Source organism: Chitinophaga sp. Ak27, from assembly GCF_012726295.1.
In the GTDB taxonomy this organism is placed as follows: domain Bacteria; phylum Bacteroidota; class Bacteroidia; order Chitinophagales; family Chitinophagaceae; genus Chitinophaga.
Genome location: NZ_JABAOB010000008.1, coordinates 16,166 through 42,846, shown reverse-complemented (window position 1 = coordinate 42,846; position 26,681 = coordinate 16,166). Strand labels below are relative to the sequence as shown.

Below are 26,681 nucleotides of genomic sequence, written 5' to 3'. Positions count from 1 at the left end.
TATTTCAGCGCTTTTAGCTATGCAGCCTGTAAAAAACAGACGTTATAAAAAACAACATTTCATGTAAGAAAAACACATAACAGGACTCAACCCGAATAGACATTGCCACACGCGATGAGGCCTTGCACGTACCTATGAGTCCGGCTATTGATTAAAAATATTACAAAACAACTGGAACAGGATGGCATCCGCCATGCTAACGGCTTTGTGCGTCCTGTATCCGACATGTATGAACAACTATTCATCACTTTGATCTATTTAAAAATGGTCAGTTTAATGCAACAATACAAATCCCATTTATTAACCAAAAAAAAGGCAAGTATGAAAAAAAACCTACGCCTTATGAAAGTGTGTGCTATGACCGGTCTTGCGCTCACTTCCATCTTAGCAGACAGTGCGTATGCGAAGGCCACCGGCTATCGTTATTCGCCCACCACTTCATTCCGTAGTATTTTACAGGACAGGGAAATCAGCGGCACCGTACGCGATAGCAAAGGCAATGCATTGCCCGGCGTTACGATACAGGTGAAAGGTGTTTCAAGAGGTACACAAACTGGTGCAGACGGTAAATATCATATCAGCGCCAAAACCGGCGATGTACTGGTTTTCAGCTCCGTAGGTTTTGCCGTAAAAGAAATGCCAGTAGGTAGCGGCGCTACCCTCAATGTTTCTTTAGACGACAATGTTAAAGGATTAAATGAGCTGGTAGTAACCGCGTTGGGCATTCAACGTAAAGCAAAAGATCTAACCTACTCCACCCAACAGGTAAAAGGAGAAGATCTGACTACCGTTAAGGAAACAAACGTTATCAACAGCTTATCCGGTAAAGTATCGGGTTTACAAATCAACCGGAGTGCCTCTGGTGTAGGCGGTTCTTCCAGGGTTGTATTACGCGGACAAAAATCTATCCGTGAAAACCAACCACTCTATGTAGTAGATGGAGTGCCCATTGCTAACTTTACCAGCGCCCAGCCCACCGATCTTTGGGGCCAGGCATCCGGTACTTCCTCCGGCGGTCGCGATGGTGGCGATATCCTCAGCACCATCAACCCCGACGACATCGAAAGCGTAAACGTATTGAAAGGCGCCTCCGCATCCGCATTGTACGGTAGCCAGGCAGCCAACGGGGTCATCATGATCACTACTAAAAAAGGAAAAGCAGGACAGGCTAAAATTATTTACTCGTCCAACTTCACCCTCGATCAGCCTTCTTATCGTCCGGACCTGCAATACTCGTACCTGCAATCTTCTCCTGGCAACCTGTATAGCTGGGGAGACAAAGGCAGCAGTCCTGATCATGTGAAGAAATTCTTCCAGACGGGTACTACCTGGATCAATTCGGTGAACGTGTCTGGTGGTACAGAAAAGGCACAGACCTATTTCTCTTACTCCAATACCGCCAATAAGGGTATTGTGCCTACCGCCAAATATGGACAACACACCCTCAACTTCCGGGAAAATGCCAATTTCCTGAACGATAAACTAAACCTGGATGCGAACGTGCAGATGACTACTCAAAATGCTCACAACCGCCCGACTTCCGGTTTATATTATAATGCACTGACTGGCTTGTACCTGTTTCCCAGAGGTTTAAACTTCGATCAGTACAAAAACAATTATGAGTACTTCTCTCCTACCCGCAACATGTATGTGCAGGACTGGTGGAACCTCAACATCGACAAAAAGCTGGATGGACAAGACTCCCAGCAGAACCCTTACTGGATCCTGAACAGGAACATCACTGAAAACCGGAAGGATAACCTGATCACCTCATTGGCCTTGCGTTATACACTCACCGACTGGCTAAGCGTACAAGCCCGTGGTAATGTGAATAAAGCCTGGGATAAATACGAATTAAAAGCCAATGCCGGTACGCAAACCACTATTGCTGATGCCAATGGTCGTTATACCTACGATTACCTGTCCAGCACACAGTATTATGGCGACCTGTTATTTGTTGGAAGTCCTAAAATTTCTGATAAAATAGGCTTCAATTTCACCGCAGGTACCAGTATTACAGACCTGAAACAGGATCGTAACTTCATCGATTCCAAAGATGCCGATCTCGCTTTTGCCAATATATTCCATGTTGGTAACATCAACCTGAGCCCGGCCGCTAAAATTATACCGACTGGCACCAGGAGACAGCTCCAGTCTGTATTTGGAACCGTAGGCTTCAATCTTCAACAGAAAGTATTCCTGGATTTAACTGCCCGTAACGACTGGTCTTCCACCCTGGCTTACACGCCCAATGCCAAGAAAGGCTATCTCTATTATTCCGGTGGTTTAAACGCCATTCTCAGCGATATCTTCCATATGCCTAAATTTATAGACTATGGTAAGGTACGTGGCTCTTATGCCAAAGTGGGTAATGACGTGGCGCCATTTGCAACCCTGCCGGTAAATACCATTACTTCCGGTACGCTGACCTCCAATACATCCGGCGCTTACCTGGGATTACCGCTGAAACCGGAAATGACCACTTCTGTTGAATTTGGTACAGAATGGAGAATGTTTGACAACCGCTTAAACTTCGATATCACGTGGTATAACTCACATACTAAAAACCAGTATTTTGACTTTACCATCTCCGCAGGTTATTTATATCCTAATGCCTTTGTGAACGCAGGTAACGTACAAAATACCGGTATAGAAGCTACTTTAGGCTACCAGGTTATGAAAAGCAAGAACCTGAACTGGCAAACTTCCTTCAACTTTACCCACAACCGGAACAAGCTGATAGAACTGGCTCCGCAGCTGAAAGGCGACTATACCATTACGCCTAAAGGCGACAACGTAAACAGCTATGCGCTGAAATTGCATGAAGGCAGTTCCTTTGGTGATATCTACGGCCGTGCATTCAAACGCGGCGCAGACGGCAGCGTCCTGGTAGATGATAATGGCAAGCCTTTGCCGGCCGATGGTCCGCTGTCTTTCCTGGGTAATCCTACTCCTAAATTCCTGCTGGGATGGAACAACAGTTTCAGCTGGAAACAATTCAGCTTAAACATCCTGATCGATGGACGTTTTGGCGGTAAAGTAATGAGTATTACACAGGCTATGTTGGATGAATATGGCGTATCTAAAGTTACCGCAGACGCCCGCGACAATGGTGGTGTAGAATTTAATGCTACCAAAGCCAGTGGCGGTAAATTCACCGGTAAGATCCCTGCAGCAGTATTTTATGGTGGTGTAGCCGGTCGTGCCGGTATCACTGAATACTACATGTATGATGCTACCAACGTACGTTTGAGAGAGCTAGCCATTGGTTATACCATTCCAATGCACAACAATGTGCTCAAAGACCTGAAGGTTGGCCTGGTAGGACGTAATTTGTTCTTCTTCACTAAAAAAGCGCCTTACGATCCTGAGATGAGCATGAGTACAGACAACGGTGTTCAGGGTGTGGATGTATTTGGTCTGCCTTCTACCCGCAGCTTTGGACTAAACCTGAAAGCTACGTTTTAACCTGATTCAGCACACAAAAAAATTGAGCCATGAATTTTAAATCATATAAAAAAATAGGTTTGGTACTGACTGCTGCCTTACTAAGTTTCAGCAGCTGTACCAAGAACTTCGAGGAAATCAACAAAAACCCGTATGGGTCTACCGATGCTGATCTGCAAGGCGACTTTGCGCTAGTAGCGGCACAGTTACAACAGGCGCAACGCAGTATTTACTTATATCTCCCGGTGCCGGATTTTCAATTGCAGCAAAACCTGTTGGGAGATGTATTCAGCGGTTATATGATGTCGGCCACTCCCTTTGCCGGTAACAGTAATAACCTCAGCTATAACCTGCTGGATGGGTGGACCAGCGCTGCCTGGAGAATTGCCTACAGTAACGTGATGAACCCTTGTTACAAAGCGAGCAACTACTCCAAATCCAAATTTCCTGAAACGTATGCCATGTCGCAGATCCTGAAGGTAGAAGCCATGCACCGTATCAGCGATATTTACGGCCCTATTATCTACACAAAGTATAATCAGCCTAATGCAGATGGTACGGTAGATTTAGACAGCCAGAAAGACGCTTATTATGCTTTCTTCGCCGATTTGAAAGAAGCGATCGACATTCTCACCCCGATCAAAGATCAGCAACAATCCGTTTTATTTGGGAAAGCGGATCTCGTATACGGTGGCAAATACATCCAGTGGCTGAAGTTCGCCAATACCTTACGCTTACGGCTTGCTTTGCGTGTTGTGAATATTGATCCTGCCAAAGCAAAAACAGAGGGAGAAGCAGCCCTGGCCAATGCCGGTGGTTTACTGACCGATGGTACTACCGATAACTTCCTCGTGGATATTGGTGCTACTACACATCCATTAAATACCATCAACGACTCCTGGGGTGATATCCGCATGGGCGCTCCCGCAGAATCTATCATGGGTGGTTACAATGATCCGCGCTTGCCTAAATTCTTCCAGGCAGCTACCGATCCCGCTGTAGCCGGTTCGTTTAAAGGTATCCGCAACGGTATCAATATCGATGCAAAAGAGAGATACCTGAAATACTCCAAGCTGGCTATTTTCCCCAGCAAAATACAGCTGATGACCGCTGCTGAAGGCTGGTTCCTGAAAGCAGAAGCCGGTATCCGCGGATGGGCCAACGCCGGCGACCCGCAAACCAACTACCAGTCCGGTATCCAGGCTTCCTTTGATCAATACAAGCTGGGCAGCGCGGCTACTTACTATAACAACGGTACCGCTAAACCTAATGAGTACAAAGATCCCAAAGCCATCACGGCTGGTCAGAACGATATACTTACCGGCTCTCCTTACCTGAGCACCATCACTATTAAATGGGATGCTGCCGCCACTTTCAACCAGAAACTGGAACGTATCATCACACAAAAATGGATTGCCAACTACCCTGAAGGAGAAGAAGCCTGGTCTGAATTCCGCAGAACCGGTTATCCTAAACTCTTCCCGGTAGTAATCAATAACAGTAATGGCGCTATCAGCACTACCGATTTCGTACGCAGAGCCAATTTCCCGAGCAACGAATACGCTACTAATGCCGGCGCCATTCAAAAGGCAATTGCCACCTTAACACCACAAAAAGACGTAGGCGGTACGCACCTCTGGTGGGATCCGGTAAAATAAATCAACATTTTATTTTGAATCGCGTGCATAAAAAAGGCCGGTCCTGTTGAGGACCGGCATTCTATCACACCAAATGATTCATAAAAATATTGCATTTAGCATTCACTCAACATAGGTCACATTCAAATTAACAGCCGTTGGCATTCCTGTTGACGGACTTTTTAAGAGAACAAGGATTTTCGAATTTCATAAATACAGGACAAAAGCAAAAGCCGGTTTTGTTGAAAACCGGCTTTCTTTATGCAAACAGGCGTTTGTTTACTGGAAGAAACGATGGAAGAACAACAGCTGGTACTGGATGGAATTAGCCCAGTAGTCCCAGTTGTGCTCACCGGGGCGTTCCGTATAGTCATGATCAATACCGGCCAGCAATAATTTCTTGTGGAGGTCGCGGTTTACATCTATAAAAAAGTCCTTTACCCCGCAGTCGATGATAATAGACAGAACGCCGGGTTTTAGCTTTTCTACCTGCTTAATTACCGTATAGTCGGTCCAGTTAGCACCCGCAACGCCGGGAGGACCCAAGCGTTTGGCAATGTCCCAATTTTTGGGAAAGGGGCGCAAGTCAACGCCACCGCTGATACTGCCGGCAGCGCCAAAAACTTCCGGATGGCGGATGGCAAGAAACATAGCACCATGGCCGCCCATGCTGAGTCCTGTAATAGCGCGGTAATGAGGCTCGGGCATCGTCTGATAATGCTGATCGATATAGGCAGGAATTTCTGTGGATACATAACTTTCGAAACGCATGCTGCTATCTACCGGGCTGTCAAAATACCAGCTGGTAACAGCGCCATCGGGGCAAACCACCATACATTGGTAGGTATCTACCAGTTCTTTAATGGCAGGCACTTTGGTGACCCAGTTGGCATAGTTCCCCCCGGCGCCATGCAGCAGGTATACTACCGGGTATCGCTGAGTACCACTTTTATAAGTGGAAGGCGTAATGACCACACAATTATAGGCGCGGTGCATTTTCTGGCTGTAAATGCTGACGGTATCTACATTTGCGGCCTTTGCCACCTGGGCGTAACAGACAAATATCAGTAAGCGGGCAAATAATTTCATATCTCGGGCTTTTATGAATATAAAAAAGGGCGGCTATCATCCGGGATGATAGCCGCCACAAAATATAAAATAGCGCGATTATTTTGTTCTTGCTTTCTTCATGGGGTTGTCGCCGGTGGAAGCGCCACGTACGCCTCCCTGTGCTTTAAACAGCTCAAACTGGGAAGGAGCCGCTTCACGGGGCCAGCTGTTATTGCTTTCGTCGATATCAGCGGTTTCACGCAGGGGATCGAGCTTCACGGCCACCACCTGCTTGTCTTTGGCAAATACTTTGGTCACTTCATTTTCGTTTTTGCGCCAGATGTAGGCAGAAATACGGTCTGTTTCCTTAGTACCATCTGCAAATGTCCACTCAATGATCAGCGGCATTACCAGTCCGCCTTTATTGGAAAAGGTAAGCTGGTAGAAGTTCTTCTTACTGTCGTATAGTGCTTTTTCTTCTGCGCTTAGGCCGTTATAGAACTTGTTGTAGGCTTCTTTGTCTTCCTGGCTTACTTCAAACCGGTTCCATTTGCTGTAGAAGTCCTGCAGGCTGGTATCCTGGTCTACCGCATACTTTATGCCGGCGGCTTTATTCCGCTGACGGGCAATATGATCCATGTTTTTATCATAAGCTGCCTGGGCATTTTTGGCTGTTTTTTCCGGATCATTGCCGTCCATGCGGAACCATTTCACGCTATCGAGGGAGATGTCTACCGGTTCGATACCGAAGAACCAGCCGCGCCAGAACCAGTCCAGGTCTACCGCAGAAGCATCTTCCATGGTGCGGAAGAAATCGGCTGGCGTAGGATGCTTAAATGCCCAGCGGCGTGCATATTCCCTGAAGGAGAAGTCGAACAACTCGCGGCCCATGATGGTTTCACGGAGAATATTCAACCCGGTAGCCGGCTTGGCATAAGCGTTAGGACCAAACTGCACAATATTTTCGGAGTTGGTCATAATAGGCTCCAACTGGTCTTTAGGCATCTTCATATAATCTACGATCTTATGGGCAGGGCCACGACCGGAAGGGAAATTGCTGTCCCATTCCTGTTCGGCCATAAACTGGCAGAAGGTATTTAATCCTTCATCCATCCAGGTCCATTGCCTTTCATCGGAGTTTACGATCATCGGGAAGAAGTTGTGTCCTACTTCGTGGATGATAACGCCGATCATGCCGTTTTTAGTAGATTCTGAGTAGGTGCCATCTTTATCGGCACGGCCGTAGTTAAAGCAGATCATCGGGTATTCCATACCGTTGGCCGCTTCTACCGAAATAGCCACAGGATAAGGATAAGGGATGGTATGCTTTGAATAGGATTTCAGGGTATGCGCTACTACTTTGGAGGAATAGCGGTGATACAGCGGATAGGCTTCAGGACCATAATACGACATGGCCATTACCTTGTTGCCTTCTACGTTAGCCGGCAACGCGTCCCATACGAGGCGGCGGGAAGATACCCAGGCGAAGTCGCGCACGTTCTGTGCTTCATACACCCAGGTTTTGGTGCCGGAGGCATGGCCCTGCATCGCTTTCTTCGCATCGTCGAGGGTCACTACTTCCACCGGTTCCTTGCTGTTTTGTGCCTGTTGCCAGCGCTGGTATTGGGCTGCGCTGAGCATTTCTTTATAGTTTTGGCATTCGCCGGTAGCGCCTACCACATGGTCGGAAGGTACCGTCATGCGTACTTTGAAGTTACCGAAGGTGAGGGCAAATTCGCCTCTGCCGGTGAACTGTTTGTTTTGCCAGCCCTGAAAATCGGAGTATACCGCCAACCTGGGATACCATTGGGCAATGGTATACAGGTAGTTTTTGTCTTCCGGGAAATATTCATATCCGCCGCGGCCACCGATGGTCATCCGATCAGAAATGTTGTACCACCAGGACACTTTAAAGCGGTATTTTTCGCCTGGCATCAGCGGTTTGGGCAAATCAATCCGCAGCATGGTTTGGTTGATGGTGTAGGGCAATGTTTTGCCTTCCGCATCGGTGAGCTTCGTAATTTTTACGCCCAGGTCCTGCTTAGGCGGCAGGATGCTGTTGAGCGTAGAAAGCGTCATTTTATCCGACATCCGGCTTTCGTTGAAAGACTGGTTGTCGCTTTTCGGATCGTGCTCATTTTCATCCAGCTGCAGCCAGATATAGGTGAGCGGATCGGGCGAATTATTAAAGTAGGTAATAGTTTCGGCGCCGGTTAATTTCTGTGCAGCATCATCCAGTTGTACGTCGATATCGTAGTCGGCCCGTTGCTGCCAGTATTTAGGCCCTGGCGCCCCGGAGGCAGAGCGGTACATGTTGGGTGTTTGCAGCATAGTGCCCAGCTGTTCGAAGCGGTTGCCATGGTTGGATCCTGGGTTATTTTGTGCCTGCAGCGATAAAATACTGCAACACAATACCCCGGCGAGGTAAAGATTCTTTCTCATAAACAGTATTAAAAAAACAGCGATCTAACGCCTTGTATAACCATTAAAAATGCGACTCCAAAGGTGGCCGACGACAGGAACATGTTCCAGTCACGGCGTTTTACGTGACTGATTTTCACGATCATCGTAGATACCAGCAGTATGCTCATCACGATGATGATCTGCCCGAATTCCAACCCCAGGTTAAATCCCAGGAGTGATTGTACGATGTTGGCCTGGCTGCCCAATAAACTCTTCAGGTAATTGGAGAACCCCAGCCCGTGAATCAATCCAAAAAACAATGCGTAGAAATAGTTCAGTTGCAGGTTCTGTGGCTCATCTTCCCTTTTCAGGATGTTAGACACGGCGGTAACGCATATTGTAACCGGTATCAGGAACTCCACCAGCGGCCCGGGTATGCGGATAATATGTAACACACTCAAGGCCAGCGTAATAGAATGACCTACTGTAAACGCCGTTACCAATACCAGTACTTTTCTCCAGTCGCGCAACAGGTAAATAGCACTTAGTGCTATTACAAAAAGAATGTGATCGTAAGCGTCCCAATTGATAATATGCTGCCATCCCAGCTGAAAATACAACTCATCCATTGCCCTGCCCTGCTATATTTTGGTTATGATTGCTTTACCAAGTTTACATTTGCGTTCACTGGTATTTTAATTTTCAAAGCACACAAGATAATAATGTTCTCCAAAAATCAATATACAAATGTGTTGAACCAAAAAATCGGGGTTGTGAGCGGAGAATATGGCGGCTTAAAGTGTATTTTTGTCTTCCGGAAAATAAAAATATAAAGAGGTGGGCTTATTATTTTGTAAATGGTGGATGACTTTGTGGCTGACAGCCGTTCATCCTTTTTATGCCAGTGTAACAGAGATTTCGCATAATGCCGCTAAGAAAGAGCTGCAGGTAAGCTGCCGTATTTTTGCGGATGACCTGGAAAATACGCTCAAAGCGGAATATAAAACGTCTTTCGACATCACTCATCCTGCCAATCGCCCACAGGTAGAGGGTTATATTGCCGGTTACCTGTCCCGGCACCTCATCATTACCTTAGATGGTAAAACAGTTCCCTTACATTTCATTGGTTATAAGATAGAAGAAGACGCCGTATGGAGTTTCCTGGAAGCGGAAAATGTTCCTGCACCTAAACAGGTACAGGTTAAAAATAACCTGCTGTATGAAAGACATCCTGCACAAACAAATATGATTCATGTAATGGTAGGGGGCGAACGGAAAAGCACGAAGCTGGATAACCCGAAAGATATAGCGGTGATGGGGTTTTGAATAAATAACGGCTAATTTCTGTTATCTAAAAACTTTACTGGTTTGCGGCTGTTTTCCGGGAACTGCATACGCATAATTTCCTGTTGGCTGGTATACCGCACCTGGGGGATTACCCGTAACTTGGCCTGGAGATAAGATTTTATTTTGCGGTCCATTTCTTCCGACTCTTCGCGGGGCCATAGGTGCAGGAGAATTTCATCAGTACCCAGTTCATTGGAATATACTTCTACTACAAACTCTTTCACATCTTCCATATCGTTCAGCAGGTCGAACAGCGCAGGTGGGTACAGGGTGGTCCCCTTGTACTTGATCATCTGTTTTTTACGTCCTATTACGGGAGATAAGCGTAAAGTATGCCTGCCGCAGCTGCAAGTATCGTAATGATACTGACAGATATCGCCGGTCTTATAACGCAACAGGGGCATGCCTTCTACGCCCAGGGTGGTAATGGTAACTTCGCCCTCTTCGCCGGGAGCTACCGGCTGGTTGTTTTCATCCAGTAATTCCACGTACAACAGCTCAGGATGATGATGCCCGCCATTGCCGGCTTTACACTCTGTAAAGGCCGTCTGCATTTCGGTAGAAGCATAGGTGGAATACAATTTAATATCCCATTGCTCTGTAATTTTCTTGCCTAATACATTCAGCGAAAAATCCGTATTCCGGATATTTTCTCCAATACACACGGCTTTCTTTACAGATGTTCTATTAATGTCGATATTATGTTCTTTCGCGTAGGCAATGAGCTTTACGATAAAGGAAGGTACGCCTACAATAACGGTGGGCTGTATACGCTGTATATTTTCCCATTGCATGCTGGGCACGCCTGGACCTACGCGCAATACGCCGGCGCCGAGTTTACGTATACCATTGTAATACGCCATACCTGCCATAAACTGGCGATCCAGCGTGAGCATCAGCTGGTAAATATCGTTGTCTGTTCCTTCGGCGCAACAAAAAGAAATGTATTCATTGTAGCTTAAACGTTGCAGGTCTTTTTCTGTGAGGGCAATAATAACGGGGCGACCGAGGGTACCGGAAGTGGTAGTATATTCCGCAATCTTACTTTTATCTACGCAAAGGAATTCCCAGTTGTGTTCCTGTAAATCTTCTTTGGTTACCGGTGGAATCATAGAAAAGGCTTCCAGCGACTGAACCTGGTCGGCAGCAATGTTATGTTTTTTAAACCATGCTTTATAGAACGGCGAAAATTCACGCAGGTAGCCCAGCAGGCGTAGTACTTCTTTCTCCTGGTAAGCCCTGATGGCTGCTTTCGGCTGTAGTTCAATATCTGGTATATACATCTTCGGCTTAAAATTTATCCTTCAATAATGACCATGGCTACGGCGGCGCTTTTTTCATGGGATAAAGACACCCATATTTTTCTGATGCCCATGGTAGCGTACATGGCTGCTCCCTTGCCAATCAGGTATACTTCCGGTTTCCCGGCTTCATCGTTGCGTATTTCTATTTCGTCGAAATTAATACCACCGTTGCCCCAACCGGTTCCCATAGCTTTCAACACTGCTTCCTTGGCAGCGAAGCGGGCAGCATAGCTATCGGCCGGAGCAGCCTGTTTTTCGCAATAGGTAATTTCATAGGGCGTGAATACCAGGTTGCGAAATCCCTCGCCCTTAGCCAGCTTGGCCGCGACGCGGGGCACCTCCACAATGTCTGTTCCAATACCTATAATCATAACAGTTACTTTTAGTGGTTCGCCTGCAATTTTGCATTACATAACTCCAGCTGTTTACGGATATGATCTTCCTCTCCTTTGGTGGCAATGACTTTCGTTAAGCCTGTTTCATAATATTTCTTGGCAGCCGCATACTCCTTGCGCTTAAACGCATAATCGCCTGCCAGCACATATGTATGATAGTATGCCGGGTTAGACGCAATCAGTGCGTTAATATCTACTGTTTTACCTTCTTTTATCTGGTCTCTCAGCTGCCGGTAAGTATTAAAGGCAACATACTCTTTTGATAGCAAGAAGCTATCTGCCGGAATAGTTTGGGCACTGTCGTATACCTCATGATCGGAATCCAGGCCGTGCATACTGAATATCTTGTTCAGATCATAGGCTACAAACTGCCCCAGCTGCCACGGCGCAGTAGATATCCACACCATTTGTTTTTTAGGTTCAAATACGATAGAATGATGGGCAATCAACTGGTTGATGGCTTTCTCATTCCCCAGGCCAATATTGGCATTATGTAAACCACCGCGGTCGCGGAGGATGTTCACCGTTTTCTGTACTGTATTAGGCCCGTTTTCCTGCATCAGCTCTTTCAATCTTTCGTAACGGTATTCTGATGCACTTTCTTTCATCTGCAGCTTGTTGGAAGCCAGGTTACCGAGTGAGTCGCCCTGGAAATGATTGGTACAGGTAATGGTGTTTTTGCCAGAACTGTACATATCCATTCCCTCCGGCGTTTTTTCAATGAGCACCGCTTTATTATCAGCTGCCGAGCCAACCAGGAAAGATTCCGATACAAACATTTCCCGCTTGGCAGCGATATTCCAGGCTTCGGAAATATTACCCGCATATTGCAGGATTTCCCGGGCTACCAGCGATACCGGCGTAGCAGCGGCGGTAGGCACGCTGGTTTTGGCAGCATTGATGGTCACGGTGAGGCCCTGGTCATTCATACCGGATACCACCCCTGTAAAACCGCCCCAGGTCACAAACATGAACTTATGCCCTTTTTCCGGGCGATAAAATACCACCATCTTTTCTTTCGCAAAATCGTCGCCCATATAAAAGTCGAAATTGCGCCCGATAATCAGGTTGCTATCGGCCGACTGGTCGTTCCAGGTGCCAAAAGACGTACAACCTACCAGCATCATGCCTTGCAGTGCATGGCCTATATCGTGTGCCGCATGATAATTCATCAAACGGGCATAGTTGGTACCAATGTAATCGTAGTTGGGAGAAGCAGAAAATGATTCTCCATAAATTTCTTCCTTAAACTCTTCCGGCACATGACTGGCCAGATCGCGGTTGAACCAGCCTATAAAATATTTCAGGAAGTGAAGCATGAACTTAGAGGGCACCATCTTACTGAACTGGGCTACAAACACGTCTTCCTGGCGGCGGATCAACTCACCGGAGAGCTTACCATTGATCACCCCGCGTTCAAAAGGCGCACCTTCCACATACATCTCATATAGGCCGCTGTTACTTTTCCGAAACCAGTTGTTACCGAGCGTATAACAGGTGCTATCCAGCTCTTTGCGTTGCAGTTGCAACGCACGCTGATCTGCCACCACCGGCGGCGGCATTTTGCTCACGGCCACCAGGTAAATGGCCAGCCCTACAATGAGCAGCAGGAAAAACCCGATGATATATAACAGTATGCGTCCTAATTTTTTCCAGCCGCTTCGTTTCTTTTGTTTCACTTTATATTGATTGACTGATTAATTTCATCTACCAGGAAGTCCATGCCCAGCAATTCTGCCGAGGTGATGACGCCACTGATGGTCACTCCTAAAATTCCATGCAAGTTCAGGTTTTGACCCGTAAGATACAAATTGGATAATTTAGTACGGGCTGATATCATGGTCCGTAACGGATCTGCGCTATCTTTCATAATACCGTACATGCTGCCATCCCCGGTACCGATATAGTCGCGGTACGACAATGGCGTAGCCACGTAATACGATTGTATACAGTTCCGGAATCCCGGGAATTGCTTTTCCACGCAATCGATCAGCAGGTTGGCCTTTTGTTGTTTAAATGCCTCATAGCCGGCGCCCCGGCCTTCCGGTTGTTGCACGGTATGGATGGTATGTTGCCAGGGTTCCATTTCGGCATACCGCATATACGTCATTACCGACAGGCTATCGGCATAGGTTTCATGCCGGGAACTGGCCGATACATACATCGCATAAGTTTGCGGCCATTCCTCCACACGATAGTCGATGCCCGCCCAGGCGTCGGGGGCAGCATGGTAATAATGATTATAGTTGAGATACCTGAATGTACCGGGTTTCAACACTACGTTCAATACAAACGCGCCTACCGAGTTTTCCAGCTGCTGCACGCGGTTACGGTAAGCGCTCCGGAGCGTATCGCTATGGGTCATGGCCATCGTTTGCGCCGGGTGCAGATTAGAGATATAATGAGTAGCTCTTGCGCGGGTGCCATCCTGTAAGACAATATGGTTTACCTGGTCGCCTTCTCCCTGGATATCCGTTACCGCCATATTCCGGATAATGTTGCCGCCATTTTCCCGGATACGCTGACATAGCAATTTTCCTATCTGAGAGCCGCCATCCACGCATTTCCAGGAGCTTTTCATATAGCTGTTTAACACCAACGCATGTACGTAAAAAGGTGTTTTTTCGGCCATGCCGGCGTATAACAGGTTATTGCCTGCCAATACTTGTTGCAATTTTTCGTTGCTGGTAATACTGCGCAGGTAGCTGGCGGTATTGAGCTGCAGTACGCTGCGCTTTTCTTCATAGTCGCCCGTACGGAGATTGTACAGCGGGAACTTGCTGCATACTTCACTGATCTTATCGCAGTAAGCCCGCAGCGCGGCTTCTTCTTCGGGGAAATCGGCCAGCAAGGTGCGGATAAAGTTTTCCTCACCCTGGGCCAATTTGTATATTTTATCATCCCCGGCAAAGCTGATATGATCGAAGCCGTCCATATCCATACGTTTCAGCTTCAGCTTATCGTAGATGTCCAGGTATTTAAATACTTTATACAGATTTTCGCCCGGAGCCAGGCCACCAATATAATGTACGCCTGAATCAAAGATGACTTTCTCCCGGGAATAGGTTTGCAGGCAACCACCTGCCTGCCGGTTTTTTTCATAAATACAAACACGATAGCCGTGCTGGCTGAGGATAGCGCCACAAACAAGGCCTCCAAGGCCGCTGCCTATAATGATGACATCATAGCTGTGCATAATTTTTTTGGGGAAGTTTTTTTATCACAAATATTACATTCGAGGTATACCGGGTATTGTCTATCTGCTCCGCTACCGCACCATATTTGCTGACCAGGTTACGCACATGTGAAGCGGAAAAAAACGATAACTGCTGATTACCCGTTTTATTAAACCCAAACACTTTTGTAGACATAAACTCTGTAAACTTTGTTCCCTCGTGCCTTTTGGCCATATCGCTATCGCCATCGCGTACCACGATAACACCATCCGGGGTAAGCCTGCTTATACATTGCAGCAACAGCGCTTCCTGTGCCACAGGCTGCAGGTAATGCAATACATCACTTAAAATAAAGGCATCGTATTTTTCAAACGGCGTTTGGGAAATATCGCCGTGTATAAACTGCAGCTGTCCTGGCTTCTGGTAACACCAGGCCGCTGTAGCTATCTTCTCTTCGTCGTAGTCGATGCCGGTAATTTCACGCCCTGGGGCTGTCCAGGTAAGCATGTAGTCCATGAAACCATACCCACAACCTATATCCAGGATACGGCCGCTTGTAGGAAGCAATTCGTGAAACAGCTCATAGTTCTTTTCCATGGCGGTTTTCACCCGCATATACCACTCCAGTACCGGCCCTTTATAAATGTAATTGTACTTCAGCTGCTCCCGGAAATATTTCGGTACCTCTATCTCTGCCCGCAGCACTTCATACTGCTGTCTGAAATACCGGCTGATACTTTTCGTACGTGCGCTGTAGTTATCTCCCCAGGAAGTATCCTGTGGCGTAATACGTGGCAGGTATTTAACTGTTACCGTACCATCCTTCAGCAGAAAATCGCCCTTACTCATTGTATAGGCGGTACCGTGAATGATAATTGGCGCTATATCCAGGCCCAGCTGTTCTGCAATATAGAAGGCGCCTTTATGAAACCGCTTAATAACGGGATCGGGAGAACGGGTACCTTCAGGGTATACCACAATGGAATAACCTTCTGCCACGCGTTGTTTTAACTTCTCAATAGCCCCTTCCGCACCATCAGCTACCGGGTAATAGTCGGCCAGCCGCACCACGGCTCCGAATACCGGCGAGCGCCATACCCACTGGTTAGTAAGCAGTATCACCTTGGGATGCAGCATGGTAGACACCAGGATATCCAGGAAAGACTGGTGGTTACTGATGATCACGGCCGGCTTCTCAAACTGCTCATTGGCAGGATTGATAATGCGTTTCTTCACATTCCCCATAATGTACAATACGCTATGTGTATAAGCTGAAAGAATGCGGTGGTATAATAGTTTACCTTTTTCCTTATTGAAAGGATTTAAGCGGATCAATACCGTACCTATGACCGTCAGCAACAGGCATCCTACCGTAAAATAAGTAAAGGAAAATACCGATAAGCTCCACCCTTTCAGGGTCCAGGGAGCGTAGTTCTTTTTTATACGGTTGGTGATCAGCCAGTTGAACAGGAATGGGATAATCACCTGGGAAATCAATACCACCGTGCTGATCCCGATAATGGATATCAGGGCAATAGATTTCAGCGAAGGATGCTTTGCAAAGATCAGTACGCCTAATCCGAGTACGGTAGTAATGGCCGACAGGAAAATGGAGGATTTGAAAGATGAAAGGGTTTTCTTGCCGGTCTTGTATTCCTGCAACAGCCCGTCCATCATAAAGATGCTGTAGTCATCTCCCAAACCAAAAATAAACGTGGAAAGGATGATATTGACAATGTTGAACTTGATACCAAACAGCCCCATAATTCCTAGTATCCAAATCCAGCTCACGGCCATGGGGATAAAGGTAATCAGCGCCAGCTCAATGCGGCCGTACGACAGCAACAAGGCGAAAAATACCAGCAGGGAGGTCATCCAGGCGATGCTGTTGAACTCATCTTTGATTACTTCTACCAACCTGTTAGCGGCGTATTGTTTGTCGAGCACCGTAGTACCGGGCAGGTTTTCCATTGCGCTGTACACCGCCTGTTTGTGGGCGGGATCTACCTTCAGCAGCGTTACCACCGAAGTAGCGCCATTCTTTTGTATAATGAAATCGCCCAGGTTGCCGCTTTGCAGGGTCTTTACCGCCTCCGCCGACAACGGCCGAAAGTCTTTATGCAGTAACGCATCAAAGTTGTTGAATGCAGTAGCGCTAAAGCCGAAGCGGGCGCCTTCCTGGCGCAGGTAGGCGAGCAAAGCAGCTCGCTTATTGGCGCCGGCAGCCTGCCAGTAATGGTTCCAACGATCGATGCGCGACTGTTGCTCTTTTTCAGATAATAACAACGCCTGTACGCCGGCATACTTTTTCACGATTCCCTTTTCCTGCAACTGCTGTATCACAGGCATCAGCTGTTCCCCATTTTCCAGTGCACTTTCCAGGTTGCGCCCATCAGAAACCACGTATACCGACTGGGCAATATAAGTGTTCACCGCATTGAGATGCGCTTCTGCGGCTTTCAATTGCGGCGTCATGTAATTCATGCGCATCATATCGCTTTCAAAGGATACGTTGCGCGCGGTATAAAAGAATACAATAGTGAGCAGGAAAATAGCGCCTACCAGGTATTTATTTTTCTCCGGTTTGTAAGCAGATAATTTATCCAGCCAGTTGTCGTGATGCGCGTGCTGCTGCCGTGCATGTTGCCCGATCACGATCCAGTGAGGCAGGAACACCAATGAAAATAAAGCCGCTCCTACCAGGCTAAGCGCCGCAAACAATCCCACATCGCGCAGCATAGGCGATTCTACAAACTGCAGACAGAAAAAACCGCCTACGGTAGTAAAGCTGCCAAGGGTCATAGGCATCGCCAGGTCGTTGATCACCTCCCGGATATCGTGGGAATGGCGATAATGATTAAATACATGCAGCGAATAGTTCACCGCAATACCCAATACTACGGCGCCCGCCCCCATAGCCATTACCGAAATATGTCCTTTTACAACGTATATCCAGGCCAGTGAAAAGAGGCCTCCGAAAATCACAGGTAACATCACCAGTACCGGTGATCTTTTCTTCCGGAAAAACAGGGCAATCAACACTACCAGCAATACAATGGTAATGCCTTGTGTTAAAAAGGTATCCTGCCTCAGCTGGGTGGCATTGCCAACCGATACAGCCGTACCTCCGAAATAGGAGGCTGCTACACCGGGATAATGCTGATCCAGGCTGTCTTTTATTTTATCCAGCCCCCGCAGGAACTGCGCATTAATCTTTGTTGCCCCCGGTGGATTCGCAGGCGTAATAAAGATCAGCACATGCTTATGATCTTTGGTGATCACATAGTTATCGTACAGCTCATACTGATCGTCTACCTGGAGATGTTGCAACTTTCGGATGCCTATCCAGGAAATACCCACCGGGTCGGCCTGTATCATCTTCTTCAGCACCAGTCCTGCTGGTGAAATGAGGGTATTGTAATCGTATTGCAGCGATTCCTGCAATTTAGCAGGCTGTAATAAACTATCTATCTTCACATAGTCTTTTTCCTCGAGGAAAATAGGCAGGTGTTGTTGTATCACCTGCATCAATCCCATGACCATGGAATCCTGTGCCTGCGATTGTATTTGTTTTATGTAGGGCGATAGCTGAGCGCCGGCCTGTGTAGCCAGGTCTGCAGCATAGGCGGTAAGGCTGTCGGGTTGGGCAGCCTGGGTAGTATCTTTTTGAGAGATGGTGACAATCAGCTTGTCTGCAAAGCGGGAGTCCTGGAATACCTGTTGCAGTTTATCCAGTTTCTTATCCTGCGGTAATATTTTTGTGATATCTTCTTCCAGCTTAATTTGTGCAGCAAAATATCCTACCAGCAAAAAGCTGAGCAGGGTGCAGCACCACAGCCAGAATTTGCGCTGTTCAAAAAAGTTATATATCGCTACAAAAAGACTACCCATTTTTTTTCTCTTTTCTAAACATTCCCAACAACATCCAACTCAGCAGCCAGGCGGCGATACCCGCCAGTACGGCCAGTGTAACACTGCCCACTATAAATTGCAGCATATTGTCGCGGAAGGTCTGGAAGGTAATACCATCCTTAAATACCAGGTCTTTCGCGGTCTGCCCCATCCAGATGCGACCGGTGTAAAAGCCGGCGAACATAATGAAGGGAGTAAACGGCGGCGTACTGATATGCGCCGACAACAATACCAATGCTTTATTCAATTTCAGTTTAATGGATACCAGTATCGCCACCAGTAATTGCGCGCCCCAGATAGGTACAATGCCCATGAACACGCCAAACCCTATAGATGCGGCTTTCCTGACATTAGATTCTTCCGCTTTCAACACTTCTTCTTTCCACATCCGCTTCCAGTTCTCCTTTTTCAACAGGAAACGGATAAAGTCGCGAGGCTTAATATACAGGAAAGTTACCAGTACCAGTACCGTATTAAGTATCGATATCCGCACGAAGTCGCGGAACGGCCGGAAATGCGATACCCGCTCTTCCGGCGGCGGATAGTACACTTTCACCGGTGTCCAGTTCACTTTAATACCTTTCCAGGCGCTGCGTACCAGCACCTCTATTTCGAATTCGTATTTGGTACAAAAGAAATTCATTTTCCCCATGCGAAGCAGGGGATACAGCCGGTAGCCGGATTGTGTATCGGGCCCTTTCAACCCGGTGGTTACCCAGAACCAGAAATTAGATATTTTATTGGCGGTAGTATTCTTACCGGGCATATTTTCCTGTTGCAGGTTGCGCGCACCAATGATCAATGCCCCAGGCTGCTCTTCTATTTGTTGCACCATGGCTGGCAGATCGGTGGCAAAATGCTGCCCGTCGGCATCCATGGTAATCACGTAGTGATAGCCTTGTTGCAACGCATAGGAAAATCCACGGCGCAAAGCAGCGCCTTTACCACGGTTAGGGCTATACGATACCAATTGCAGACCGGGATATTGTTCCAGTACGGCGAGCGTTTCATCGGTGGCTCCGTCATTTACCACTATTACATGGTTCGTGTACGTCAGCGCATCGGATAATACCGCGCCGAGGGTACCTGCGTTGTTGTACGTAGGAATCAGCACCGCCGCGCGGTGACGCTCAAAATGGTCGTTATGTGTAGGTACGTTCGTCACTCAGTTAAATATGCCCTGGAACTTCATAAATGTTTTGTCTTCCCGCTTCAGGGTGGCTGTTACTTTCCAGCCGCTCTCTTCTTCTTTATACACTACGGATACATCTATCAGGGGCTGCTGTACCGGGTCTATCATTTGCAGGAACTTCATCTGGTTCGCTTTCTTCAGGGAGACCTTCTTCTGCAATGCGCTCTCCAGTACTTCTGTAATGGTTTGCATCATGCATACGCCGGGCACCACAGGGTGTTCAGGAAAATGACCCTGAAAAATGGGATGTCCCGCATTCAGTTCAATAGTAGTGGTCACCTGTCCTGGTTCCTGTGATTGTGCTGTAACGTTATAAAAATTGCCTGCTAACATGAAGTATGATGATTTAAATGATGTTGATACTATTTTTCTACCTTTTGCAGGGAGATATTGAATTTGAAGTGCTCATGACGGATATTGATCGAATCAGGCACGCCATTCGTGTAATGCTGCATCCATACCGAAACAGCAGGGCGACGGCGGGATGATTTTTCTATTCTTACCAGCTGCGTACAGGAAGTATCGGTGATGTAGTAATTATTTCCTTTTTCCGTTGGCAATACCACATAACGGTAACGGCTATCTGTGGCTACATGCGCCTTAGTCAGATCCGGGCGTAGCAGCACTAGTGCAAAATCCTGCTGCAATGTTTTCACTACGGCTTTTTTGTCCATTTTGGCCATCAGGTAGTGTTTGGTGAACTGCCCGTTTTTATCAAATTCAAAATCAAAGAACTTAAATCCCATTTCGTTGGCAAATACCACGCGGGTACTGCTATCCGGCATTTGTTTAAAAAACAGGAGGCCGCTGAGATGACGCTTTAAGATGTCGACCTGGGTACTATACAGCGAAGATGTAAACTGCGGGCTGAATTGCCGGATACAGTTTACATCACCGGCGGCAGGCTGCAAGCCTTTGTACACCGAGCGGCAGCTGGTCACCAGCAGAGCGATCCAGGCAATATTACTTAACCGAAAATACCGCATCAGCAATGGCTGCATTCAGCTGTTTATGTAAAAAATTAATGGTCGTGTCATCACCAGACGATTCTGCCATCGTAATTTTAGATACAGAATAATCCTGTTTGTCTACCAGCAGCACAATTGTTTTGAAATATTCTTTCATCACCTTGTTTACTGGCGTCAGCTCCAGGCGGTAGGACTGGCTGTTCTCTGTAGCCTTGGTGGTAAAATCGGCGTTGTCCAGTACTGTTCCGCGTACGCAGTCGACCGTAATTTTATTGATTTGTTCGAACAGCTTATTGCTTTTCCCAGACACTTTATTTTCTTTCTGGGCATCTTTAATCCGGATATCTTTCCCGTTGATGACCAGCAGGTAATAGGATGGCTGCATATATTCCATTCTTACCTTATTATCTTTCTTAAACCAGAACTTGCCTTTAGATACAATCTTATCAGATAGCATGCTCAGGTTTTTCTCCTGCACAAAATCGCATTGAATACTCTGGGTACGCTGTGCCGCGGTGGCAAACTGCTGTTTCAGCGGGGCCAGGTCGGTCACCGGCTTAAACCCCGTTTGCGCCTGTATTTGCAGGCTTGCTACGGAACAAAGCAAAAATAAAATCCATTTACACATAAGCTCTCACGTTTAACATTTTATCAATTCTTTCCAGCCGGTATCCTTGTTGGCGGATACCGCGGATCAGTTGTGGTAATATATCGGCGGTTATCTTACAGGTATCATGCAACAGGATAACGGCGCCGGGTTTAAGTTGTGTTAATATCCTGTGCAACAATGTTTCTCCATCTTTGGCTACGGTATCGAGAGAGCGGATATTCCAGCCCACCGGTAGGTAATTGCCGGCTTTTACGGCCCTGGCCAGGTTGGGGTTGGTAACGCCATAAGGTGGACGAAACAACCGCGGATGCAGGCCGGTAGCATCTACGGTAAGCGCGTCCATCTGCTGCATGTCTGTCAGCATATTGGACGACAGTTTCATATCAAACCAGAAATGATGGGAATAGGTATGGTTGCCTATTACATGTCCTTCCTGGTAAATGCGTTTCAGCAATGGTTCATTGCCTGCAATATTTTTCCCGATGCAGAAAAACGCGGCAGGCGCCTGTTCTTCCCTTAAGATATCCAGGATAACAGGGGTATATTCCGTTTGCGGACCGTCATCGAAAGACAGGGCTATCACCTTCTCGGTTGTATCTGCCTGGCATTGTACCTTCATAAAAAAGTTCGCCTCAATATTGATAGCGCCGTGGATGGTAAAGGGCAAGTAAATCAGTATGGGAAGGCCATAGTACCAGAATGGTATATCATATCCCATGAGCTTGTCCAGGCATACTAATACCAGGAGGCTCACTACGGCGATGATATTTACGATCCTGTTGTTCAGCATGCGGTGAGGAGTACAAAGGAATGGTGTGTTCCCTGGTGATGGTTATACAATAGAATCCTGTTGATTTTCTTTGGTGCATGACCGTAGAATACGGCTGCTTCCGGAACGGCTTGTTCTGCGATAATGGCGTTGGCCATCCACAGTCCAAAGGCCGCAGCGGTAGGATATTCGCCACAGAGATGTTTGAAGCTGGCTTCTGCGTGGTCGGGAAACAATGCGGCGGCAACTTCTTCATACATTTCATCCTGGTCAATGTCTCCATTTCTGCCGGTTACCAGCAGATCTATATCGGCTGGTGTGCAGTGATGGTCTTCCAGGAATTTCATAATATGGCCAATCACTTCTCCCTCCCACAGCGGTTTGTACAAGGTGCTAACGCCTGTTAATGTGGCTGCGGTGCCTGGGGCGCTGGTAACGCCCAACGCAAAAAATGCGGCGCCTTCGCCGGCAATGGTGCCGGTATCGGGGCTGTTGAGCAATTCCATTGTTTTTACCGGCGCTTTCTTATAAATGCCGAAACGGGACAATACCTGGTGGCTGTAGTTGGTAATTTCGTCCATGCCGCCGGCCAGTATATGTTTTGCTGTGCCTTCTTTTAAGATCATGATGGCATCAAGCAGGGCATTTTCGAAAGAAAACCCGCGGTGTACAAAAGTATTGTTGTACCCGTTACATCCCAGCAGCAGGGCTATCTGCCCGGCTACGGTGTTGTGGGTGCTTTGTATAAAGGCTGTTGGCGTCAGCATTTCTTCCTGCTGGTTCACCATTTTGGTTAAAAATACGCCAGTATCGTCGAGGCATCCGTAAGCAGTACCGGTGATGATAGCATCCGGTAAGGTGATGCCGGCGGTCTCCAGGCTCAGGTTAGCTGCCGCTACGCCCATTTTTACCACGCGGCTCATGCGACGGATCTGCTTTACGTCAATCCACTGTTTATAATCAGGATCTACGGTGGCCAGCCTCACTTGTTCATATTCCCTCGGAGCAGCCAGCAAAGGCCCTCCTTGCGCAGTGTTCTGCGGAGATATACAACCGGTGCCATTGATGTAGATATTCATGTAGTCGTTAACTTTTTTAGCAGCGTTACGCTTTAGAAAATACCAGGCTGGAACAATTTCCACCAAACCCAAACGAGTTAGACATGACGTGTTGCAGGTCGTGGCCGGTAGAAAAAGCAGTAGCCGGTGAAAATGGTAACTCTTTCATCTGGTGTTCAAAACGGGCATTGGGATAGATGATTCCCTCTTTTATAGCCAAAGCTGAAAATACCGCCTCTATTCCCCCGCTGGCTCCCAATGTATGTCCGGTGAACGATTTGGTAGAGCTCATGGCCGGGAAATGCGGTGCAAAGAGTTTATTGATCGCTATTCCTTCCGATACATCATTGTTTTGTGTACCGGTACCATGTAAGTTGATATAGCCTACTTGCTGCGGTTGAACACCGCTCATATCCAGCGCTCCCTTCATGGCCAGGTAGTTACCGGTGCCATCGGGAGAGGAGGCTGTTTGGTGATAGGCGTCGTTGGCGTTGGCAAAGCCGCTGAGGCGGCACCATGGCTGCAATTGAGCGGCCAGGCTATCGGATACCAGCACCACATACCCGGCGCCTTCACCGAGGTTGAGCCCTGTACGGGTATCGTCGAAAGGGCGGCAAGGCTGCTGATCAAGGATCATTAGCGTATTGAAACCATTCAGGGTAAACCGGGTAAGGGAGTCGGTGCCACCGGCAATCACTACATCCACAATATTATTGCGGATCAAACGGGCGCCATACATCAGCGCATTAGCACCGGAAGAACAGGCCGTGCTGATAGTAGACACATGATGCCGGATACCCAGCATATCGGCTACCAGCTCGGTAATGCTGCCGCATTCGTGGTGAGCTACCTGGTGCAAACGGCCACCGCGGGGATTGGCGAGGAAGTCACCGAAGAAATCTTCTGTTTTATCCATTCCTCCCACCGTATTACCCGACACAAATCCTACCCGGTAATGGGAAATATCGTCCAACCCGCTGGACTGCCACGCTTCGCGGGCAGCAATCATGCTGAGCAGGGCCGTACGGCTGATATTTTCTGGCATACGGGCCATATCGGCCAGCGTAGCATTATCGGCTTTTACTTCCGCTACCGGAAAGGTGTTGCGATGCACGGAAGGCAGGTACTGCATAGCAGCCATTCCTGGTTGCATGTCGCGGAATGACTTTATACAGGCGGGTACATCCAGCCCTATACCACTGATCACACCACCACCTGCTATCCACACCTTTTCACTCATGCCTTGATGGTTTGATTGGCAGTAATGTATTCAGCCATGGTACGCACGGACTGAAAAATTTTTGGCCCCTCTTCTGGGTTGGCAATGCGGATGTTATAATGCTGTTGCAGCAATACAATCAGTTCCAGCGCATCGATAGAATCAAGCCCTAACCCTTCTTTGGAAAACAGCGGCTGATCATCGCCGATACTTTCCGGTGCTACCTCATGTAAATTCAATTGTTCTATGATCTGCGCTTTCAGATCCGCCATCAACTTTTCCACTGTAATTTGATTAAAGTTATTAACTGTTTATTGTTGATACAGCGATGATAACGCCGCCGCTGTCAAAGCGATAGCGCTGTCCCGCTGTTTATTTTCTACCAGGAATAATGCTGCTTCATATTGTTGGTCCATTACTTCCACCCAACCGGCAATACAGGCCTGCAGCGGTGTTTCGGCCAGCAGTTGCGCCGGGTAAGTACTTAATAGCGTTGCGTCGAAGGTGTCGGTTACAAAAAAAGTATTCTCTCCTTTAAAACCATGCCGGATCGAGATCTCTCCCATTACAATGTTCGGTAAAGTGTATACAAACAGCGCTGGACTGGCAAAATCCCTTACGGTAGCATAGTAACGCAGATCGGTATCCAGGCTACTGCTCCGGTTGGATAATACGATACCGGCCTGCTCCGGCCGGAGACTACGGATATTCGTATTTTCCAGCAATACTTCGGCTGCCAGCCAACCTAATTTACTGAGGGCATCCATTTTGTGAAACTTCGGATACTGCCCGGAAAAACGGTCATATCCCGCCCGGAGAAAATCTGTAAGCTCCAGCCCCGGATCTGCTTCCCACAATAAGGCGCCGTTTAAGAACACCTGGTTACGCCGAATGATACAACTACCTGTAATATATGCCAACTCGCTATTCAATCTCAGAACTGCTTTTTAATTTTTCCGTTAATTCGATGGTCCTGGCCAGTCGTTTCAGGGCAGTATCATGGTTTTTCACAAACGGATTACTCATATCCCACACATAACCTGCTAATACTGAACATATTTGCCCTTTGATCACCGGATCAGCGTCTTTTTTGAAGAAAATTGTGTCCAGCGTACCTTCATACCAGGCCATAACATAAGAGCGGAATGTATTTACGCCCTGCATGGTTGGCTCCATATATTCTTTTTCCCAATCTACTGCCTCTCCTTTCAGCTTCCGGATGACCAGCTTTGCGGCAGTTTGTGCGGAAACGCAGGCCAAAGTTACACCAGAAGAGAAAATCGGGTCCAAAAATTCTGTCACGTTGCCTGTCAACACAAATCCATCTCCATAAAACTTATCGGTAGTGGCCGACCAAGACTGTAATATTCTTGGTTCAAACACCAGTTCTACATCGCGGAAACGCTCCCTGGTATAGGGTTCTGCTTCCAGTAACGCCCTGTATTTTTCTTCATCCGTACCGGGATATTGTTCAAAAAATTCCGGATCTCCCACAAATCCCAGGGAAGTAATCCCGGTAGCGAAAGGAATTATCCAGATCCATACGCCCTTTTTATGCACCACAGCCGTAATACGATTAGGTTCATCGGCCATGGAGCGGCGTACATCCACCGTATGGGCAAATAACGCTTTACGGGGCTGGAGATTGGAATTTTTCTCCAGGTTAAAGAGTTTGGGTATAACACGACCATAGCCGCTGCCATCCACAATAAAGCGGGCGGCTATTTCGGATTGCTGGCCATCTTTATCTTCAATCGTTGTTACAGAATCAGAACCGTTGAAGCGAATGCCGGTAACAGTCGTTTCATAGGCTACGGGGACTCCCATGCTTTCTACTGTATCGGCCAACGTTTTATCAAAATCGGCACGGGTTACCTGCCAGGTCCACGTCCATCCTGGCGTATATTGCTCCTGGAAAGTAAAATCGCACAGTGCCTCTCCTTTTACGAATTTAGCGCCGGATTTTTGCTGGAAGCCTTTCGCCTTAATGGCCTCAATAAATCCTGCTTCCTCCAATGCTTCCATGCTGCGTGGCAACAGGCTTTCGCCGATCACAAAACGGGGAAACTTTTGCTTCTCCACCACTTTTACCTTATACCCTGCCTGATGAATAATAGAGGCAGCTACTGTTCCTGCCGGACCCGCTCCTATTACCAATACATCAACTTGTTCAGTCTTCATAAGAGATCGATTT

21 protein-coding genes are annotated in these 26,681 nt (G+C 47.4%); 3 read left to right on the top strand and 18 right to left on the bottom strand.

Translation table 11 applies throughout. The features are described from left to right. Nucleotides 1-321 precede the first annotated feature (321 nt). Nucleotides 322-3,468 (top strand): SusC/RagA family TonB-linked outer membrane protein, encoded by a 3,147-nt coding sequence (locus HGH90_RS24125; protein WP_169192064.1) that lies wholly within the window; start codon nt 322-324, stop codon nt 3,466-3,468. Between the two features lie 29 nt (nt 3,469-3,497). After that, entirely contained in the window at nt 3,498-5,105 is a 1,608-nt protein-coding gene (locus HGH90_RS24120) for a SusD/RagB family nutrient-binding outer membrane lipoprotein (protein ID WP_168766290.1), read from the top strand. Nucleotides 5,106-5,363: 258 nt separating this feature from the next. Here the strand turns inward: HGH90_RS24120 and HGH90_RS24115 are convergent, their stop codons facing one another. From HGH90_RS24115 to HGH90_RS24105, 3 genes are all read right to left on the bottom strand, one after another. Further along, on the bottom strand, nt 5,364-6,173 hold the full coding sequence (locus tag HGH90_RS24115) for an alpha/beta hydrolase (protein WP_168766289.1): 810 nt from the start codon (nt 6,171-6,173) through the stop codon (nt 5,364-5,366). Nucleotides 6,174-6,251: 78 nt separating this feature from the next. Then, a complete protein-coding gene (locus HGH90_RS24110; RefSeq protein ID WP_169192063.1) occupies nt 6,252-8,576 on the bottom strand; it encodes a M1 family metallopeptidase in 2,325 nt (774 codons plus the stop codon). 8 nt (nt 8,577-8,584) lie between these two features. After that, nucleotides 8,585-9,166 carry a HupE/UreJ family protein gene (locus HGH90_RS24105; RefSeq protein WP_169192062.1) on the bottom strand — a complete coding sequence of 194 codons (582 nt, stop codon included), beginning with the start codon at nt 9,164-9,166 and terminating at the stop codon, nt 8,585-8,587. Nucleotides 9,167-9,374: 208 nt separating this feature from the next. Between HGH90_RS24105 and HGH90_RS24100 the strand changes: the two genes are divergently transcribed. Next, nucleotides 9,375-9,863, top strand: a complete 489-nt coding sequence (locus HGH90_RS24100) for a DUF6702 family protein (protein WP_169192061.1) — start codon at nt 9,375-9,377, stop codon at nt 9,861-9,863. 11 nt (nt 9,864-9,874) lie between these two features. Here the strand turns inward: HGH90_RS24100 and HGH90_RS24095 are convergent, their stop codons facing one another. Genes HGH90_RS24095 through HGH90_RS24025 form a run of 15 tightly spaced genes read right to left on the bottom strand, consistent with a single transcriptional unit; the run spans nt 9,875 to nt 26,668 of the window. Beyond that, nucleotides 9,875-11,167, bottom strand: coding sequence for a phenylacetate--CoA ligase family protein (locus HGH90_RS24095; RefSeq protein ID WP_168766283.1), 1,293 nt, complete (start codon nt 11,165-11,167; stop codon nt 9,875-9,877). 14 nt (nt 11,168-11,181) lie between these two features. Further along, nucleotides 11,182-11,559 (bottom strand): holo-ACP synthase, encoded by a 378-nt coding sequence (locus HGH90_RS24090; protein ID WP_168766282.1) that lies wholly within the window; start codon nt 11,557-11,559, stop codon nt 11,182-11,184. Between the two features lie 11 nt (nt 11,560-11,570). Beyond that, entirely contained in the window at nt 11,571-13,262 is a 1,692-nt protein-coding gene (locus HGH90_RS24085) for a C45 family peptidase (RefSeq protein WP_317166175.1), read from the bottom strand. Further along, nucleotides 13,259-14,779, bottom strand: coding sequence for a phytoene desaturase family protein (locus HGH90_RS24080; RefSeq protein ID WP_169192060.1), 1,521 nt, complete (start codon nt 14,777-14,779; stop codon nt 13,259-13,261). Before HGH90_RS24080 ends, HGH90_RS24085 begins: the two co-directional genes overlap by 4 nt. Further along, nucleotides 14,766-18,650, bottom strand: a complete 3,885-nt coding sequence (locus tag HGH90_RS24075) for a trifunctional MMPL family transporter/lysophospholipid acyltransferase/class I SAM-dependent methyltransferase (protein WP_169192059.1) — start codon at nt 18,648-18,650, stop codon at nt 14,766-14,768. The genes HGH90_RS24080 and HGH90_RS24075 overlap by 14 nt, the downstream gene beginning before the upstream one ends. Next, entirely contained in the window at nt 18,643-19,836 is a 1,194-nt protein-coding gene (locus HGH90_RS24070) for a DUF2062 domain-containing protein (protein WP_168766279.1), read from the bottom strand. The genes HGH90_RS24075 and HGH90_RS24070 overlap by 8 nt, the downstream gene beginning before the upstream one ends. Continuing rightward, nucleotides 19,837-20,196, bottom strand: a complete 360-nt coding sequence (locus tag HGH90_RS24065; RefSeq protein WP_168766278.1) for a 3-hydroxyacyl-ACP dehydratase — start codon at nt 20,194-20,196, stop codon at nt 19,837-19,839. It abuts the gene before it with no gap. Nucleotides 20,197-20,225: 29 nt separating this feature from the next. Continuing rightward, nucleotides 20,226-20,864 carry a hypothetical protein gene (locus HGH90_RS24060; RefSeq protein WP_168766277.1) on the bottom strand — a complete coding sequence of 213 codons (639 nt, stop codon included), beginning with the start codon at nt 20,862-20,864 and terminating at the stop codon, nt 20,226-20,228. Beyond that, nucleotides 20,827-21,459 (bottom strand): outer membrane lipoprotein carrier protein LolA, encoded by a 633-nt coding sequence (locus HGH90_RS24055; RefSeq protein ID WP_169192058.1) that lies wholly within the window; start codon nt 21,457-21,459, stop codon nt 20,827-20,829. The genes HGH90_RS24060 and HGH90_RS24055 overlap by 38 nt, the downstream gene beginning before the upstream one ends. After that, nucleotides 21,452-22,231 carry a polysaccharide deacetylase family protein gene (locus HGH90_RS24050; RefSeq protein WP_168766275.1) on the bottom strand — a complete coding sequence of 260 codons (780 nt, stop codon included), beginning with the start codon at nt 22,229-22,231 and terminating at the stop codon, nt 21,452-21,454. The genes HGH90_RS24055 and HGH90_RS24050 overlap by 8 nt, the downstream gene beginning before the upstream one ends. Continuing rightward, nucleotides 22,225-23,289 carry a beta-ketoacyl synthase N-terminal-like domain-containing protein gene (locus tag HGH90_RS24045; RefSeq protein WP_168766274.1) on the bottom strand — a complete coding sequence of 355 codons (1,065 nt, stop codon included), beginning with the start codon at nt 23,287-23,289 and terminating at the stop codon, nt 22,225-22,227. Before HGH90_RS24045 ends, HGH90_RS24050 begins: the two co-directional genes overlap by 7 nt. A 25-nt stretch (nt 23,290-23,314) precedes the next feature. After that, nucleotides 23,315-24,508: a beta-ketoacyl-[acyl-carrier-protein] synthase family protein gene (locus HGH90_RS24040; RefSeq protein WP_168766273.1), complete on the bottom strand. Its 1,194-nt coding sequence runs from the start codon at nt 24,506-24,508 to the stop codon at nt 23,315-23,317. After that, nucleotides 24,505-24,771 carry a phosphopantetheine-binding protein gene (locus HGH90_RS24035; RefSeq protein WP_145672153.1) on the bottom strand — a complete coding sequence of 89 codons (267 nt, stop codon included), beginning with the start codon at nt 24,769-24,771 and terminating at the stop codon, nt 24,505-24,507. Before HGH90_RS24035 ends, HGH90_RS24040 begins: the two co-directional genes overlap by 4 nt. Before the next feature lie 27 nt (nt 24,772-24,798). Continuing rightward, nucleotides 24,799-25,419, bottom strand: a complete 621-nt coding sequence (locus HGH90_RS24030) for a beta-ketoacyl synthase N-terminal-like domain-containing protein (RefSeq protein ID WP_168766272.1) — start codon at nt 25,417-25,419, stop codon at nt 24,799-24,801. Then, the gene (locus HGH90_RS24025) at nt 25,412-26,668 is read right to left on the bottom strand and encodes an NAD(P)/FAD-dependent oxidoreductase (protein WP_168766271.1); all 1,257 of its coding nucleotides are present in this window, start codon (nt 26,666-26,668) and stop codon (nt 25,412-25,414) included. Before HGH90_RS24025 ends, HGH90_RS24030 begins: the two co-directional genes overlap by 8 nt. Nucleotides 26,669-26,681 lie beyond the last annotated feature (13 nt).